General features: G+C 42.6%; 18 protein-coding genes and 1 pseudogene. 6 read left to right on the forward strand and 13 right to left on the reverse strand.

Annotated features, from left to right (window positions below):
* The first annotated feature begins 307 nt into the window (after positions 1 to 307).
* From galE to FGQ53_RS09105, 5 genes are all read left to right on the forward strand, one after another.
* On the forward strand, positions 308 to 1,306 hold the full coding sequence (gene galE, locus FGQ53_RS09085; protein ID WP_138338037.1) for a UDP-glucose 4-epimerase GalE: 999 nt from the start codon (positions 308 to 310) through the stop codon (positions 1,304 to 1,306).
* Positions 1,307 to 1,445: 139 nt separating this feature from the next.
* Positions 1,446 to 2,405: an ABC transporter permease gene (locus tag FGQ53_RS09090; protein ID WP_171019129.1), complete on the forward strand. Its 960-nt coding sequence runs from the start codon at positions 1,446 to 1,448 to the stop codon at positions 2,403 to 2,405.
* Positions 2,395 to 3,351: an iron chelate uptake ABC transporter family permease subunit gene (locus FGQ53_RS09095; protein WP_138338043.1), complete on the forward strand. Its 957-nt coding sequence runs from the start codon at positions 2,395 to 2,397 to the stop codon at positions 3,349 to 3,351. Before FGQ53_RS09090 ends, FGQ53_RS09095 begins: the two co-directional genes overlap by 11 nt.
* Positions 3,348 to 4,100, forward strand: a complete 753-nt coding sequence (locus tag FGQ53_RS09100) for an ABC transporter ATP-binding protein (protein WP_138338046.1) — start codon at positions 3,348 to 3,350, stop codon at positions 4,098 to 4,100. Before FGQ53_RS09095 ends, FGQ53_RS09100 begins: the two co-directional genes overlap by 4 nt.
* Before the next feature lie 98 nt (positions 4,101 to 4,198).
* Positions 4,199 to 5,170, forward strand: a complete 972-nt coding sequence (locus FGQ53_RS09105; protein WP_138338049.1) for a siderophore ABC transporter substrate-binding protein — start codon at positions 4,199 to 4,201, stop codon at positions 5,168 to 5,170.
* 112 nt (positions 5,171 to 5,282) lie between these two features.
* Here FGQ53_RS09105 and yidD read toward each other — a convergent pair whose 3' ends face one another.
* The 10 genes from yidD to FGQ53_RS09155 all read right to left on the reverse strand — a co-directional run bounded on the left by yidD (position 5,283) and on the right by FGQ53_RS09155 (position 11,445).
* Positions 5,283 to 5,525 carry a membrane protein insertion efficiency factor YidD gene (gene yidD, locus FGQ53_RS09110; RefSeq protein ID WP_138338052.1) on the reverse strand — a complete coding sequence of 81 codons (243 nt, stop codon included), beginning with the start codon at positions 5,523 to 5,525 and terminating at the stop codon, positions 5,283 to 5,285.
* Positions 5,525 to 6,247, reverse strand: a complete 723-nt coding sequence (locus FGQ53_RS09115) for a pseudouridine synthase (protein WP_138338055.1) — start codon at positions 6,245 to 6,247, stop codon at positions 5,525 to 5,527. Before FGQ53_RS09115 ends, yidD begins: the two co-directional genes overlap by 1 nt.
* The gene (gene scpB, locus FGQ53_RS09120) at positions 6,234 to 6,803 is read right to left on the reverse strand and encodes an SMC-Scp complex subunit ScpB (RefSeq protein WP_138338058.1); all 570 of its coding nucleotides are present in this window, start codon (positions 6,801 to 6,803) and stop codon (positions 6,234 to 6,236) included. The genes FGQ53_RS09115 and scpB overlap by 14 nt, the downstream gene beginning before the upstream one ends.
* 18 nt (positions 6,804 to 6,821) lie before the next feature.
* Positions 6,822 to 7,550, reverse strand: coding sequence for a segregation/condensation protein A (locus FGQ53_RS09125; protein ID WP_138338061.1), 729 nt, complete (start codon positions 7,548 to 7,550; stop codon positions 6,822 to 6,824).
* Positions 7,550 to 8,284, reverse strand: a complete 735-nt coding sequence (xerD, locus tag FGQ53_RS09130; RefSeq protein ID WP_283215144.1) for a site-specific tyrosine recombinase XerD — start codon at positions 8,282 to 8,284, stop codon at positions 7,550 to 7,552. The genes FGQ53_RS09125 and xerD overlap by 1 nt, the downstream gene beginning before the upstream one ends.
* Entirely contained in the window at positions 8,281 to 8,742 is a 462-nt protein-coding gene (gene cbpB / locus FGQ53_RS09135; RefSeq protein WP_138338066.1) for a cyclic-di-AMP-binding protein CbpB, read from the reverse strand. Before cbpB ends, xerD begins: the two co-directional genes overlap by 4 nt.
* A complete protein-coding gene (locus FGQ53_RS09140; RefSeq protein WP_033681304.1) occupies positions 8,739 to 9,260 on the reverse strand; it encodes a metallophosphoesterase in 522 nt (173 codons plus the stop codon). Before FGQ53_RS09140 ends, cbpB begins: the two co-directional genes overlap by 4 nt.
* On the reverse strand, positions 9,236 to 10,207 hold the full coding sequence (locus FGQ53_RS09145) for a nucleoside-triphosphate diphosphatase (protein WP_138338069.1): 972 nt from the start codon (positions 10,205 to 10,207) through the stop codon (positions 9,236 to 9,238). Before FGQ53_RS09145 ends, FGQ53_RS09140 begins: the two co-directional genes overlap by 25 nt.
* A complete protein-coding gene (gene racE, locus FGQ53_RS09150; protein ID WP_000370376.1) occupies positions 10,204 to 10,998 on the reverse strand; it encodes a glutamate racemase in 795 nt (264 codons plus the stop codon). Before racE ends, FGQ53_RS09145 begins: the two co-directional genes overlap by 4 nt.
* A 198-nt stretch (positions 10,999 to 11,196) precedes the next feature.
* A complete protein-coding gene (locus FGQ53_RS09155; RefSeq protein WP_000364990.1) occupies positions 11,197 to 11,445 on the reverse strand; it encodes a YneF family protein in 249 nt (82 codons plus the stop codon).
* A 129-nt stretch (positions 11,446 to 11,574) separates the two neighbouring features.
* Here FGQ53_RS09155 and FGQ53_RS09160 point away from each other — a divergent pair.
* Positions 11,575 to 11,739, forward strand: a pseudogene (locus FGQ53_RS09160) (trehalose operon repressor); the annotation flags it as partial.
* Between the two features lie 32 nt (positions 11,740 to 11,771).
* On the opposite strand, the gene FGQ53_RS09165 reads toward FGQ53_RS09160, so the two are convergent.
* From FGQ53_RS09165 to FGQ53_RS09175, 3 genes are read right to left on the reverse strand one after another with little or no spacing between them, the layout of a single operon-like run.
* A complete protein-coding gene (locus tag FGQ53_RS09165) occupies positions 11,772 to 12,575 on the reverse strand; it encodes an ABC transporter ATP-binding protein (protein ID WP_000157668.1) in 804 nt (267 codons plus the stop codon).
* 12 nt (positions 12,576 to 12,587) lie between these two features.
* On the reverse strand, positions 12,588 to 13,481 hold the full coding sequence (locus FGQ53_RS09170; RefSeq protein ID WP_138338072.1) for an ABC transporter permease: 894 nt from the start codon (positions 13,479 to 13,481) through the stop codon (positions 12,588 to 12,590).
* Positions 13,482 to 13,491: 10 nt separating this feature from the next.
* Complete coding sequence (locus FGQ53_RS09175) at positions 13,492 to 14,469, reverse strand: ABC transporter substrate binding protein (protein WP_138338074.1); 978 nt, start codon at positions 14,467 to 14,469, stop codon at positions 13,492 to 13,494.
* Between the last annotated feature and the right edge of the window lie 624 nt (positions 14,470 to 15,093).

Here is a 15,093-nt window from a genome sequence, read left to right on the forward strand (position 1 = left end):
ATTATTCGATCGAATCGAAAATATCCAAGAAAGATAAAGGCCCAATCGGTAGTTGATTTCATCTATAGAGTAACATAAATCTCAAAAAATAGGGTGAAAAAACCTTTATTTGTCATGCAAAAAAATAGAAGATGTGATAGAGAATCACTTTGATGTTCTCAATCACACCTCCTATTCAAGTAGTTAGATCACTAACTTAATGACATTGCCCAAATACAGAATTGTATTTGAATTTCTTAACTTAATGACATTGACTTTCCCTTCTTCTTTATTTAAAATAGTACAAAACTAGGAAAAGGAAAAAATCATGACAAAAATAATTCTTGTTACAGGTGGAGCTGGCTATATTGGCTCCCATACCGTTAAAGCTCTTTTAAATGCTGGCTATCAGGTCCATGTCCTAGATAATCTCTCTACAGGAAATCGTGCAGCTGTGGATAGTCGTGCTAGCTTTAAACAACTGGATGTTTATGATGCTAGTGCCTTAAAAACTTACTTGGAAGAAAATAAGATTGATGCTGTTCTTCATTGTGCAGGTGAAATTGTTGTGAGCGAAAGTATTGAAAATCCAAGCAAATACTTCACTGCCAATGTTGCTGGTATGAACCAAGTTCTCAAAGTCTTATCTGAAGTTGGCATTCAAAAAATCATGTTCTCTTCAACCGCTTCTCTCTATGGCAATAACTGTATTGACAAGCCAGCGACTGAAGACACCCTTCTCGACCCTGTCAACCCTTATGCAGAGACCAAACTGATGGGTGAACGAATGATTTACTGGATGGCCAATAGCTACGACTGGAAATACGTCATTTTCCGTTACTTTAATGTAGCTGGGGCTGAAATGGATGCTTCAAACGGTCTGCGAGTAAAAAATCCAACTCACATCATTCCTAACATCAACAAGACTGCATTGGGACAAAATGATAGCCTCAAAATATTTGGAGATGACTACGATACACGTGACGGTTCATGTATTCGGGATTACATTCATGTCTTGGACCTTGCACAGGCCCACGTTAAAGGGATGAATTACCTCTTTCAAGAAGACAGTTCTTCTCAAATCTTTAACTTAGGAACTGAGAAAGGTTATACCGTCAAAGAAATCTTTAAAACTGCTGAAGAACTACTAAACCAAAAAATTCCACACGAAATTGTTGCTCGTCGTGCAGGTGATCCGGCTAGCGTCCTAGCAGACGCATCAAAAGCTAAACAATATCTTGATTGGCAGGCTAGCTACTCCCTCGAAGATATTATTTTATCAGATTATCACTGGCGTGTGAAAGAGGGTAAAAACATTTTGGAATAAAACAAGGAGAAAGTCCTAGTGCTTTCTCCTTGTTTTATTCATTAAATTGTCAGAAAATTTATTGACAGATTAAAGAAATCGTGTTACAGTAATATCCGCAGGTATCTTTCGATACCAAATCTACATGAAAGGATTGGGTATGAAACTTTCTCATTATTTAACTGGCTTACTTCTACTCCTGGTCTTTCTCTCCATTACCCTTGGAACCAGTGATTTTTCTTGGGAAAAATTCTTTGCTTTTGACCAACAGACTTGGCTTCTCTTTCAAGAGTCGCGTCTTCCAAGGACCATCAGTATTCTCCTTGCAGCCTCCAGTATGAGCATGGCAGGACTCCTCATGCAGACCATTACTCAAAATCAGTTTGCTGCTCCGAGTACAGTCGGAACGACAGAAGCCGCCAAACTGGGAATGGTGTTGAGCCTCTTTGTCTTTCCGTCTGCGAGTCTGACCCAAAAGATGCTCTTTGCTTTTGTTTCCTCCATCTTATTTACCCTCTTCTTTCTGGCCTTTATGACCATTTTTACTATAAAGGAAAGGTGGATGCTGCCCTTGATTGGGATCATTTATAGTGGGATTATCGGTTCTGTGACAGAAGTTATCGCCTATCGTTTCAATCTGGTTCAGAGTATGACCGCTTGGACCCAGGGGTCCTTCTCCATGATTCAGACCCATCAGTATGAGTGGCTCTTCTTAGGCCTCATTATCCTGATTGCCGTTTGGAAATTATCCCAAACCTTTACCATCATGAATCTGGGTAAGGAAACCAGTGAGAGTTTGGGGATTTCTTACTCCCTACTTGAAAAACTGGCCCTCTTTCTGGTTGCGCTAACGACAAGCGTCACCATGATTACCGTGGGTGGCTTACCATTTCTCGGGGTCATCGTTCCCAATCTTGTTCGCAAGCGCTATGGAGATAATCTGAGTCAAACCAAACTTATGGTCGTACTGGTCGGTGCCAATCTGGTTCTGACCTGCGACATCCTCTCTCGAGTCTTGATCCGACCCTATGAGCTATCTGTCAGTCTCCTATTAGGAATCATCGGTAGCCTTGTCTTTATCCTACTTCTCTGGAGAGGGGGACGAAAAGATGCCGTCTAAAAGCAAACATACCAAGCTCTTCTGGCTTCTCATTATTCTGGCCATCGGAGCTTGTCTTCTCTACTTTTGGCCCATCACCCATCTATCCACCTTTGCTTGGAAGTTGCGTTCACAAAAGATAGTTGTTTATCTCTTGGTAGCAATCGCGACAGGAATTTCGACCATTAGTTTTCAAACCCTGACGGAAAATCGCTTCCTGACACCTAGTATTTTAGGAATCGAATCCTTCTATGTCCTATTACAAACCCTGCTACTAGTTTTTGAAAGCAAATTTCTTCAACTTGGGAAGTCTCCTATCTTAGAATTTCTAGTCTTGCTTCTGCTCCAATCCCTCTTCTTTCTCGCCTTACAAGGCTACTTGAAGACACTGATGAAGCAAGACCTAGTCTTCATTCTGCTGATCTGTCTAGCGCTCGGAAGTCTCTTTCGAAATATCAGTACCTTCCTTCAGGTCCTGATGGATCCAAATGAATACGATAAACTGCAGAACAGTCTCTTTGCTTCCTTTCAACATCTCAACACTTCCATCCTAGCCCTCGGTTCTCTGATCATCCTCGCTTTGACAATCGTTTTCTTTCGAAAAGCAGTCATTCTGGATGTCTTGCACCTGCAAAGAGAAACGGCTCAGATACTGGGACTCGATGTTGAAAAAGAACAGAGAGAACTCCTCTGGGGCATCGTGCTCTTGACCTCAACAGCCACTGCCTTGGTAGGGCCTATGGCCTTCTTCGGCTTTATGCTAGCCAATCTCACTTACCTGATTGTCAAAGATTATCGGCACAAGTTGCTCTTTATCGTAGCCATTCTAATTGGATTTATTAGCTTAACCTTGGGGCAAGCCCTCATCGAACGAGTCTTTGCGCTGGAAATTCGCATCAGCATGATCATCGAGAGTGTGGGTGGTTTCTTATTCTTTATCTTACTTTACAGGAGGGCCCGTCGGTGAAACTGGAAAACATTGACAAATCCATTCAAAAACAGGATATTTTGCAAGGTATTACGCTTGAAGTCAGTCCTCAGAAACTGACAGCCTTCATTGGTCCAAATGGTGCTGGAAAATCGACTCTCCTCTCCATCATGAGCAGACTGACCAAGAAAGATCAGGGGATTCTTAGTATCAAAGGTCGTGAAATAGAGAGCTGGAATTCGCAAGAACTAGCCAAAGAACTGACTATCCTAAAGCAGAAAATCAATTACCAAGCCAAATTGACGGTTGAAGAACTGGTCAGTTTTGGACGTTTTCCCTACAGCCGAGGTAGACTTAGACCAGAAGACTGGGAAAAAATCCGAGAAACTCTGGACTATCTGGAACTGACCAACTTAAAAGACCGCTACATCGATAGCCTATCTGGGGGCCAGCTCCAACGTGTCTTTATCGCTATGGTACTGGCCCAGGATACAGACTTTATATTGCTAGACGAACCACTCAACAATCTCGATATCAAGCAAAGCGTCAGCATGATGCAGATTCTTCGACGACTGGTGGAGGAACTCGGCAAGACCATTATCATCGTTCTCCACGATATTAACATGGCCAGCCAGTATGCGGATGAAATTGTCGCCTTCAAGGACGGTCAAGTCTTTAGCAAGGGAAGAACCGATCAAATCATGCAGGCTGACCTACTCAGTCAACTCTATGAGATTCCCATCACGCTGGCGGATATCAATGGTAAAAAGATCTGTATCTATAGCTAGCTATTCTGAACTCGAGTTAGAGAACCCTCAGTCTCTTAGCTAACAAGCCTATCTAAGAGACTCCCTACATCGTTATCACATTTTAAAAAGGAGAAATCATGAAAACATCCCTTAAACTTTATCTCACTGCCCTAGTGGCTAGCTTCTTGCTTCTACTTGGTGCATGTAGTACAAATACAAACTCAAGCACTAGCCAGACAGAGACAAGTAGCTCTGCTCCAACAGAGGTAACCATTAAAAGTTCACTGGACGAGGTCAAACTTTCAAAGGTTCCTGAAAAGATTGTGACCTTTGACCTCGGTGCTGCGGATACTATTCGTGCTATAGGGTTTGAAAAAAATATCGTCGGAATGCCTACAAAAACCGTTCCAACCTATCTCAAAGATCTATCTGAAAAAGTTAAAAATGTTGGTTCTATGAAAGAGCCTGATTTAGAAGCCGTTGCTGCTCTTGAACCGGATTTGATTATCGCTTCTCCACGTACCCAAAAATTCGTAGACAAGTTCAAAGAAATTGCTCCGACTGTTCTCTTCCAAGCAAGCAAAGACGACTACTGGACTTCTACCAAGGCTAATATCGAATCCTTAGCAAGTGCCTTCGGCGAAACTGGTACACAGAAAGCTAAGGAAGAATTGGCCAAGCTAGACAAGAGCATCCAAGAAGTCGCTACTAAAAATGAAAGTTCTGACAAAAAAGCCCTTGCTATCCTTCTCAATGAAGGAAAAATGGCTGCCTTTGGTGCCCAATCTCGTTTCTCTTTCTTGTACCAAACCTTGAAATTCAAGCCAACTGATACAAAATTTGAAGATTCTCGCCACGGACAAGAAGTCAGCTTTGAAAGTGTCAAAGAAATCAATCCCGACATCCTCTTTGTCATCAACCGCACCCTTGCCATCGGTGGCGACAATTCTAGCAACGATGGCGTCCTAGAAAATGCCCTCATCGCTGAAACTCCTGCCGCTAAAAATGGTAAAATTATCCAACTCACACCAGACCTCTGGTATCTAAGTGGAGGCGGTCTTGAATCAACAAAAATCATGATTGAAGACGCACAAAAAGCCTTGAAATAAGCTACTTCAAACTCAATTTAAGTAAAATTTTGACATTCTAAAACACATCCTATCAAGCTTTCTAAAACCTGATAGGATGTGTTTTTATCATTTTGAAACCTTTTACCCAACCTCATTCCCCTTCTTGATTCCGTTTGAGGGAAAAATGGTCTGGGACGGGGTCCTTGCCTGTTTTCGACCGGGGATGGCAACGTAAAATCCGAGACAAGCCCATCAAGACACCCTTAAAGCCATGTTTTTCAATAGCCTGAATCATATAGTTGGAACAAGTAGGCTCAAAGCGACAAGAAGGTGGAAAGGCTGGCGAGATAAAACGTTGGTAAAAGCGCACAGGCGCTATCAAAATTCGTTTCATTATTTCTTGCTTACAGCCATGGTGTGTAGTTGGCTGATTTCTTTTTTATTAAGACGACGGGATTCACCTGGACGGAGGCCTGTCAAGTCTAGATGTCCAAAACGTGTACGAGACAGTTTATCTACTTGGAGACCGACAGCTTCAAACATTTTTTTAACCTGATGGTTACGCCCTTCGTGGATGGTCAACTGTACCACAGAGCGATTTTTAACTGGATCCACTTTGAGAATTTCATAAACAGCTGGCTTGGTTTTCTTACCATCAATCTCAAGACCTCGGGTCAAGGGGCGTAGATTATCCTTATTGGCCACGCCTTTAACACGCGCGACATAGACCTTGTCAATCTCATTACGGGGGTGAATCATTTCATCCGTAAAATCCCCATCATTGGTCAAAATCAAAACACCTGATGTATCCCAGTCCAAACGTCCAACTGGGTAGATACGCTCTTTCACGTTGGGCAAGAGGTCGACAACCGTCTTGCGGCCCTTATCATCTGTCACACTGGAAATGACACCGCGTGGTTTGTTAAGCAGATAATAGACCTTTTCTTCGTTGTAGATAGGCTGGCCTTCAACTTCGACCTTATCGTCTGACTTGATAGTGGTTGCGAGGTCACGTACCACTTGGCCGTTAACCGTCACCAAGCCTTGCTTGATCAGTTCTTCTGCTTTTCTCCTACTGGCCACACCTGCGTGGGCAATATACTTATTGATTCTCATCTTCTTCTATCCTTTCACCAAATAATTGGCTTTCTTGGGCTTGAATTTCAAGCTCATCAATCACTGGTAATTCTTCCAAATGGTTAATTCCCATGTAATCTAGGAAATAATCCGTAGTCACATAGAGGTTAGGGCGCCCCAACACTTCTTTTTTCCCGTCTTCTTTAATCAAGTCAAAGGCCTGCAACTTTGCCAAGGCCCCACTCGAGTTGACCCCACGAATAGCATCAATTTCGATCCGCGTAATAGGCTGCTTGTAAGCAATGATGGACAAGGTCTCAAGGGCAGCCCGAGACAAGCTCTGGTTAATAGGCGCCTTGGAATATTCCTTCAAAACCTCTGAAAACTGAGGCTTGGTCACCAATCTATAAGCCCCACTTGTCTCAATCAGAGCCAAACTGGAATCTGGGTCATTTTCATACTTCTGGACTAACTTTTCTATACTCTGTTGGATGCCTGTCGGTGGCAGAGAGAGGAGTTCAGCTAACTGGCGGACCCTAATCCCATCTTCACCCGCTACAAACAAGAGCGCTTCTATTTTTGCTAAAGTACTCATCTTTCCTCTCTATCAAGTCTAGCTTTGGGCCACTTGACTTTCTTCCTTCTTTTCCATGAGATAGATATCTCCGAAACTCTCCTCTTGCAAGAGGATTAGCTCCTGGGTTTTGATTAACTCTAGGGTTGCCAAAAAGAGGGTGATGACCTCTTGGAGATTCTGGGCTTCCTTGAACAAATCCTGCAAGCGCAACTGGGCTCGTCCAGTCAAGGACTCTTTTACGATGACCATCATGTCCTCAATCTTATACTCATCCCGCAAGATAGTCGTGTGATTCTGTGCAAACTCCTCTTTTTTCTTAGCTAGGATATTTGAAAAAGCCAAAAAAAGATCAATGGTCGTCTTGTCATGCACAAGCTCGGCATCTTCGTAAATCAACTCTGTCGGCGCTTTGGAATAGTACTGGGCCCGTTCTTGGTGCTTGGCTTCCAAGTGCTCCCCCAAGAGCTTGAACTTACGGTATTCTTCGATTTGAGAGAGAAGATCCTGCTCTAGGTCATCTTCCAAATCTGTCACTTCCGCTACCTTTGGCAAGAGCTTGCGGCTCTTAATCAACATGAGCTGACTGGCCATGACCATATACTCTCCCGTCACTTCCAGACGCATGGCCTGCAGGGTTGAGACATAGGCTAGATACTGTTCGATAACTTCTGTGATGGGCACATCGTAGATATCCATCTGGTACTTAGAGACCAAGTGCAAAAGCAGGTCCAGCGGTCCTTCAAAATCTTTTAATTTAATATCCATTATCTATATTTTTCTAAGGTCAGGACTGTTTTTAATCCTAATTTTTTTGTAATTTCGTACAAATCGACCTTCTTTTCTATTTGTCTTAAAATGAACTGTTCCCGCAAGGATTGGGCTGATAAGGTTGGGAAACCTTTCTCCTTAACAAAGGACTCCAGCTGACGGAATGCCCACTGACGAGAATAAGCTTTCCCTGCCCTTTCAAAAAGATAGGTCTGCCCCATCAAGGGTTCCAATTCTGAAAGCAAGGCTGTGGGAATGGTGACAATCCTCTGTTGGGAAGCCTTGCTAATTCGCAGCACCTGAAAATCCAGATTGATATCCGCAACCTTGAGAGCTAAAATCTCACTTGGTAACAAACCCATCTCCAAAATCAGGAGCGCCAGCAAGCGACCCTCTGGATAGTCGTTTTCCTGCCAAAAAGAGTCTAGGTCTAAGAGTTCTGGCTTCTCAGTCTTCTTTTCAGACTGTTTGGCTAATTCCAAGCGATAAAAGCTGTCCACCTCTCCTTTTTGATAGAGAAAGTAGAGAAATTGGTTACAGGCCGAAATCTTTCGTTTCTGGGCACTGATTTTCAGACTGGCTAGCTGGACTTGGTAAATCTTGAGACTGGTCTCCGAAATTCGCTCACCCACAATGTCTAAAAATTGCTCCAAATCATACTTATAAGATTGCTTAGAATTGGCAGATAAGCCTTGTTTTTCCTCTAAAAAGGCTGAAATCCTATCTCTCATCTGCATCGAATCTCATAATCCTTACTAAAGTCATGCAAGAGGGCATTGACTGCCTTGAGGATAGATTTGCGCGTGATAATCCCTTGGAAAATCCCCTCTGCGTCCACAACCGGCAAGAAAGACTCATCTACCAGTTTGTGCAAGACCTCCGTAATGGTAAAATCAGGCGAAACAACCGCTACGTCCCTTTTCGTCATGTGGACAATGTCCGTATCCGCCATGATTTCTGAGCTCAAGTCATGCTCCATCTGATAAGCCATAATATCTCTGAGCCCAATAGTCCCAACAAACTGTTTTTCATCTGTTACAACAGGAACACGGGTATAGGTCATCTGACTGAGCAAGAGGGTCGCATGATCCGCATTATGGGTATCAATCAACACAGCTAGATTTTCAGCAAGGGTCAAAAAAGTTTCCTCTTGCCCTAGCAAGAAAGTCTCAAACTCCTTGGCAATCATCTGCTAAACTCCTTGGACAGGCCTGGATACACCTCGTGGTCTCGTGTCAAAAAATCCACTTTGAAATAGCTATCATCAATCTCCACACGAGCATAGAGACATTCTCTGATGGTACCTCGTGGTTGGCTGATAGAACCTGGATTTAGAAAGAGGGTTTTGCCCTCCATCCAAGCGCTTGGCACATGCAAGTGACCATAGAGGCAGATATCGGCTTCTTCTTCCTGAGCCCAGTAGTCCAACTTTTGAAAGTTGAAATTGATGTCAAGCAAGTGACCATGGGTTTGGATAATCTTGGTCGAACCAAGCTCAGTCACCAAACGTTCTGGGTAGCCTGCATAGAAGTCCATATTCCCTTTAACAACACGGATTCCCTCCCAAAGTGGAGAATCAGGACGCAGTTCAGAATCTCCGTTATGAAAAACGGCGTCAACTTTGCCCACATAGCGATCACGGATTTCTTCCACAATCAAGCTATCGCCATGGGAATCGCTCATTACAATGATGGTTTGCTTTGCCATGATGGAAATACCTCCAAAAGTTTCTTAACGGCTAAGGCACGGTGAGATTGGCTATTTTTTTCTTCAAGGGTTAATTCAGCTGATGATTTGCCTGTCTCTCCCACAAGGAAAAGAGGATCATAGCCAAATCCATTTTCACCCTTAGGTGCAAAGTTAATGTAGCCAGGCCAGTCTGCTTCGACAACCAAGCTTTCCTTGTTTGGGCTGGCTACGACTAGGGTTGTATGGAATTGAGCCGAGCGGTCCTTGAGTTCAAAGACCATGGCCAATTCGTGCAAGAGTTTAGCATTGTTTTCACGGTCAGTTGCTTCTACACCTGCAAAACGAGCTGACCAGACGCCTGGCAAGCCACCAAGGACATCAACTTTCAGTCCAGAATCATCTGCCAAAACCATCTTGCCCGTTAATTGGGAAATGGTTTCTGCCTTGAGGCGGGCATTTTCTTCAAAGGTCATACCTGTTTCTGCTACTTCAGGTAGGTCAGGATAGTCATTGAGATTTTCCACATCGTAGCCTAACTTGTCAAAGATAGCTCGGAATTCCTTGGTCTTACCTTCATTACGAGTCGCAATTAACAGGGTTTCTCTGACCTTGTTTGTCTTAAAGAAATCATGAACATTGACCCCTTCTTTGGGCAATTCCACATACAAGAGTTGGCCATTTTCAACCAAGAGCAAAGCCCCTTGACGTTGGATGACTTCTAGATTGCGACCTGCTTCTTGGTTTAGTATCTCTACCACAAAGGACAATAAACGATAGAGAGAACCATAGCGTAAAACAGTAACTGAAATCGGGAAACCTCGTTCCTCGTCTCGAAAGATTTTGGCCAATTCAACCAGAGGGAAATCCAAGTCTTCATCAATCAACGTCCGGATGCCACCAAAAATAGCATAGGACCCGACATACCAGTCCTGGTCATCCTTGTATTCATAAATTTTATTTGTCATAATTCTACATGCTCCACATGAATTTCTTTTTCCAGCCATTCTTCACCAATTTGTGCAAAACTTTGGCTACTGGCTGTTGTGTAAAAACGGTGATGGAGTGGTCCAGCATCGCGACCACGATTGATTTCAAAATAATTAAGTAAGACTGAAATGTCCCGTACACACTCTGCCCCACTATCGATGAGCTGAACCTTTGGTCCCATGACATTTTGGATGATAGGGCGAAGGAGTGGATAATGTGTACAGCCCAAAATCAGGCTATCCACTTTTCCAACCAAGGGACGCAGGGTTTCATAGACCACTTTCTTGGTGACACTGGTTGACAGGGCACCTGACTCCACCAAGGGAGCAAACTTGGGACAAGCCAAACTCTCCACCTGTAAGTCTGGATCCAGATCATGGATTTTCTGACGGTAGATGTCTGATTGGACCGTCATCGGCGTTCCAATCACTCCGATTTTCCCACCTTGGCTGGACTTGATGGCTGCCGAAGCTCCTGGCAAAATCACACCCAAGACCGGAATATCTAGTTGAGCCTTGATTTCTTCCCAGACAACCGCAGTCGCAGTGTTACAAGCAATGACAATCATCTTGACATCCTTGGTCAAGAGAAAGTTGACCAACTGCCAAGTATATTCACGAATTTGCTCAGCAGGACGGGGACCATAGGGCGCCCGCGCCGAATCTCCAATATAGACGATTTCTTCATGGGGAAGCTGGCGCATGAGCTCACGCACAACGGTCAAGCCCCCGACACCCGAATCCAAAAAACCAATTGGTCGATTATCCATACAGTCTTCTTTCTAGTATTTTTCTGATTGATAGTTCATTATGATTACTTGTCTTTAAGAACTGAAGAACAGCCTCATCAACAACTATCTCTCTTAATCATAATCAAATATCAATAGAATGCAAGGAAAAAGTCTTATCCCTAAACCATAGCCAACATAGTGAGAAGTCTGGAACTTTCATCCCAGACTTTTCCTTATTTATTTTTTCTTTTTATTGTTAGCAAGGGCTGCTTTTTGTTGGCGGATGATTTGGTGGTAAACTTGTTGTACCTTGGCTTCGCTTGGTTTTTGACCATTTGCACTCAAAAGAGTACGAACTGCTTCAGCATTCAAACGTGGGTTGTCAGCGAATTCTTTTTCAATTTGCTTACGAACCAAGTACATTCCTCCAAGAGCTCCTCCTAGAAAAGCTAGCACAATCAAGACAATTGCTAATAGTAAATCCATCATTTTTCTCCTGTTTCTTTTTGGGTCTCTTTCATTATACCACAATCTAGCCACCCTGACCAGTTTGTTCTACACTTTCAGGGATGGAATAGACAGCAAAAAGAACCCTGCTTTTCTGCAAAAGAGGGCGCCAACGACCGAGACAAGATTCTCATGGATATTGGCAAAGACCCTTATGTCGTTTCGATTAAATCAAAAGTCTGCCTCCAAGACGGGCGCCAGTTTCAATTCACCGAAAGCCGCCATAAACTCGAAAAATTCAGATTTGTCGATTTTGCAAAACGTAAGAAATAAAAGACTGAAACACTAGATTTCAGCCTTTTTCTTTATCCCAAAACCAATTCATCACTGACCAGACTTTGGCCACTATTTTTCTGGAAGAGATGCATGAGGTCTTCAACTGTCAGATGCTTTTTCTCTTCTCCTTTGACATCCACTACTATCTTGCCTTGATAGAGCATAATGAGACGATTTCCGTACTCAATCGCATGGTTCATATCGTGGGTAATCATCAGAGTAGTCAACTGATGGTGCTCCACAATCTTTTGCGTCAAGTCCATCACCATTTGACTAGTTTTCGGGTCAAGTGCCGCAGTGTGTTCATCCAACAACAAGAGCTTAGGTTTCACCAAGGCTGCCATGACCAGGGTCAAGGCCTGTCTCTGTCCTCCTGAAAGGTATTGAGTATCCACTTTCAAGCGATTTTCAAGGCCGATATTCAACTCTTTCAAGGCCTCTTGGAACTGGATTCTATCCTTCTCCTTCACGCCCCAACCAAGTCCTCTCTTTTGCCCACGTCTTAAGGCAATAGCCATATTCTCCTCAATCGTCAAACGAGAAGCTGTCCCCATCTTAGGATCTTGAAAAACACGGGCAATATCCTTGGCTCTCTTTCGTACACTCAGATTTTTAATGGATTTCCCTTCCAATAAAAGGTCCCCTTCGTCCACAGATAGATTTCCAGCCAAGATATTCATCAAAGTGGATTTCCCTGCGCCATTTCCACCAATCACAGAGATAAAATCTCCCTCTTCAACCTCTAAATCTAATCCTTTGAGGACATGGTTTTCATTGACCGTCCCTGCTTCAAATGTCTTGTGAATATTTTCAAGTGTTAACAAACTTGCCATAACTTTCTCCTCCTATTCATTTCTCAGTTTCAAACCACGAATCTTTAATCTCTTTTGCAACTCTGGTGCAAATAAAACTAAGGCTAACAAGATCGCATTAAAGAGACGAACCAGGTTTTGATCTAGATTTGGAATTTCATAGATATTTAAAATAATCAAACGGTAAACAATAGCACCGATTCCGATAGATAACAAGCGACCTCCAATGGTTAAGTCGTGTATCAATACTTCTGCAATAATGACTGCACTCAAACCAACAACGATGGTTCCTGTCCCAGAAGTCACATCTGAAAATCCATCATTTTGGGCAAATAAGGAACCACATAGGGCAATCAATCCGTTTGAAATCATATAACCAACAATCTTCATGGTGTCTACATTGACCCCATTGGCCTCACTCATCGGAATATTGTCCCCAGTTGAACGCAAGACCAAGCCAATCTCCGTTTTCATCAAAAGAGTCAAAACTAGACAAACAAGTAAGAGACAGACCAAACTGAATGAGAAAACAGCTTCTTCATTTGTCAGCCCCAAGCTCGCCAATTGTTTAAAGACAGTTGAAGAATCTCCCAAAGAAAGATTGGGCACACTTCCCATGATTTTAATATTGATTGAATAAAGCCCTGTCAAGGTCACAATCCCTGTCAAGAGAGCTGGGATTTTCATCTTGGTGTGAAGCATACCTGACACAAGACCAGCAATCATACCTGCCAGCAAAGCAAGTAAAGTCGCGATCCAAGGATTTGTCCCTGCCTGTATCTGCGATACGACGACAGCTGCCCCCAAAGGAAAGGCTCCTTCAGCAGTCATATCAGCAATATCCAAAATACGGAAAGTCAAGTAAACTCCAATGGCCATAATCGACCATAACAAACCTTCTGATAAACTAGATAATACAAAACTCATCTTAAACCTCCTATTCCTTGCTTTCTAACTTACTAATATCAATTCCTAGTGCATCTGCCATTTCTTTATTGGTATACAATTCCAATTTTTCAGGCAACTCAACTGCTATATTTTCTGGCTTCTCACCTTTTAAGACACGAATCAACATACGAGCTGTCTGCCGTCCCAATTCTTCATAATTGGTACCGTAGTTATACAAGCCACCAACCGCAATCATTTCTGTTGAACCACCAAATACTGGAACCTTGTGTTTAATAGAAACCTGCTTAACTGTTTCCATGGTTGACGAAATGATATTGTCCGTTGGTACAAAAACCATATCCACTTCTGCCATCAAGCTCTCTGCTGCCGACTTGACGTTGTTACTGTCCAAGATTGTTTTTTCAACAACGCTAAAGCCTTTTTCTTCCAGAAGACGCTTAGCTTCATCCTTTTGGACAACTGAATTTGGCTCGCTCTGAGTATAGAGAATTCCAATTGTTTTAGCCTTTGGCAACACTTTCTTTATCAAATTGATTTGGGTTGAAATGGCATCTGATGACTGGTCGCTTGTCCCAGTTACATTGCCCCCAGGATGTTCTCTTGACTCAACCAATTTAGCACTAACAGGGTCTGTTATAGCTGAAAAGATAACCGGTGTCGTTTGTGTTGTATTGGCCAAGCTCTGAGCAGAAGGCGTTGCAATGGCTAGAACGACATCACTAGATTCTGCTAGTTGCTGGGAAATCGTTTTTAGATTTCTTTGTTCTCCCTGTGCATTTTGCAAATCAATCTCGATATTTTTCCCTTCCACATAGCCTTGTTTGGCCAGCTCATCCACAAAACCTTCTCTAGTAGCGTCTAAGGACTGGTGGGTAATAAATTGCGAAATACCGATACGAAAAACATCTTTTTTCTTGTCTGCCTTCAACTGATGCAAACTGATCAGAGAGATCAAGAGGATCCCCACTACCAAGAGGGAGGCTAGTAATTTTCGAACAACTTTCATAATGAAACTCCTTCTCAGAAAAGATAAAACAAAAAACCGCCTAGATAATATCTAAACGGATGCTTGAAATAATCTAACAAGTTATAACTTAGCTAGTCCATTTAGATATTCATCTATATGGACCACAATCAAAAATCTTAGCCACATAGATACAAACAAATTGCTTGAACTGTTTGCATCCATGGTAACATGTCTACAAACACTATCTAAAGTAGCTAAAGTAAAAGTTTTGATTCATTGTTACAGCTTGTCTTTTATTCATTTCTTTTTCTGCTTTCTTTTTTGATGTTTCCTATCTTACCACCTTTTTCATCAGCTGTCAAGAATATTTCAGAATTTTTTAAATTTTTTCGAAAATGAAAGTTCTATAATGAAGTTAGCCACCCAGCCCTCCTAAAAATTAGATGGTTCAACTGGCTTATGGCTAGTACTCGATTTCATTTGATAAGAGGCTTGATGCTGTTAGGCTGGTGAGCCAAGGCTAAGACTAGCCTTGGTTTAGCTAACGAAACAGCTTCAAGGGTTCCTCTTGCCAAATGAAAGCTAATTCTAGGCATAAGAAAACACCTCTGTGTTATACTTGTTGTTCAACCGAAAACACAAGAAAGGCACAGAGATGAAAGA

Origin of the sequence: Streptococcus mitis, from assembly GCF_005844455.1 — a bacterium.
In the GTDB taxonomy this organism is placed as follows: Bacteria; Bacillota; Bacilli; order Lactobacillales; family Streptococcaceae; genus Streptococcus; species Streptococcus mitis_BF.

Coding starts and splice junctions, on each gene's coding strand:
- galE (WP_138338037.1), top strand. CDS start 308: ATGACAAAAATAATTCTTGTTACAGGTGGAGCTGGCTATATTGGCTCC.
- FGQ53_RS09090 (WP_171019129.1), top strand. CDS start 1,446: ATGAAACTTTCTCATTATTTAACTGGCTTACTTCTACTCCTGGTCTTT.
- FGQ53_RS09095 (WP_138338043.1), top strand. CDS start 2,395: ATGCCGTCTAAAAGCAAACATACCAAGCTCTTCTGGCTTCTCATTATT.
- FGQ53_RS09105 (WP_138338049.1), top strand. CDS start 4,199: ATGAAAACATCCCTTAAACTTTATCTCACTGCCCTAGTGGCTAGCTTC.
- yidD (WP_138338052.1), bottom strand. CDS start 5,525: ATGAAACGAATTTTGATAGCGCCTGTGCGCTTTTACCAACGTTTTATC.
- FGQ53_RS09115 (WP_138338055.1), bottom strand. CDS start 6,247: ATGAGAATCAATAAGTATATTGCCCACGCAGGTGTGGCCAGTAGGAGA.
- scpB (WP_138338058.1), bottom strand. CDS start 6,803: ATGAGTACTTTAGCAAAAATAGAAGCGCTCTTGTTTGTAGCGGGTGAA.
- FGQ53_RS09125 (WP_138338061.1), bottom strand. CDS start 7,550: ATGGATATTAAATTAAAAGATTTTGAAGGACCGCTGGACCTGCTTTTG.
- xerD (WP_283215144.1), bottom strand. CDS start 8,284: ATGAGAGATAGGATTTCAGCCTTTTTAGAGGAAAAACAAGGCTTATCT.
- cbpB (WP_138338066.1), bottom strand. CDS start 8,742: ATGATTGCCAAGGAGTTTGAGACTTTCTTGCTAGGGCAAGAGGAAACT.
- FGQ53_RS09140 (WP_033681304.1), bottom strand. CDS start 9,260: ATGGCAAAGCAAACCATCATTGTAATGAGCGATTCCCATGGCGATAGC.
- FGQ53_RS09145 (WP_138338069.1), bottom strand. CDS start 10,207: ATGACAAATAAAATTTATGAATACAAGGATGACCAGGACTGGTATGTC.
- racE (WP_000370376.1), bottom strand. CDS start 10,998: ATGGATAATCGACCAATTGGTTTTTTGGATTCGGGTGTCGGGGGCTTG.
- FGQ53_RS09155 (WP_000364990.1), bottom strand. CDS start 11,445: ATGGATTTACTATTAGCAATTGTCTTGATTGTGCTAGCTTTTCTAGGA.
- FGQ53_RS09165 (WP_000157668.1), bottom strand. CDS start 12,575: ATGGCAAGTTTGTTAACACTTGAAAATATTCACAAGACATTTGAAGCA.
- FGQ53_RS09170 (WP_138338072.1), bottom strand. CDS start 13,481: ATGAGTTTTGTATTATCTAGTTTATCAGAAGGTTTGTTATGGTCGATT.
- FGQ53_RS09175 (WP_138338074.1), bottom strand. CDS start 14,469: ATGAAAGTTGTTCGAAAATTACTAGCCTCCCTCTTGGTAGTGGGGATC.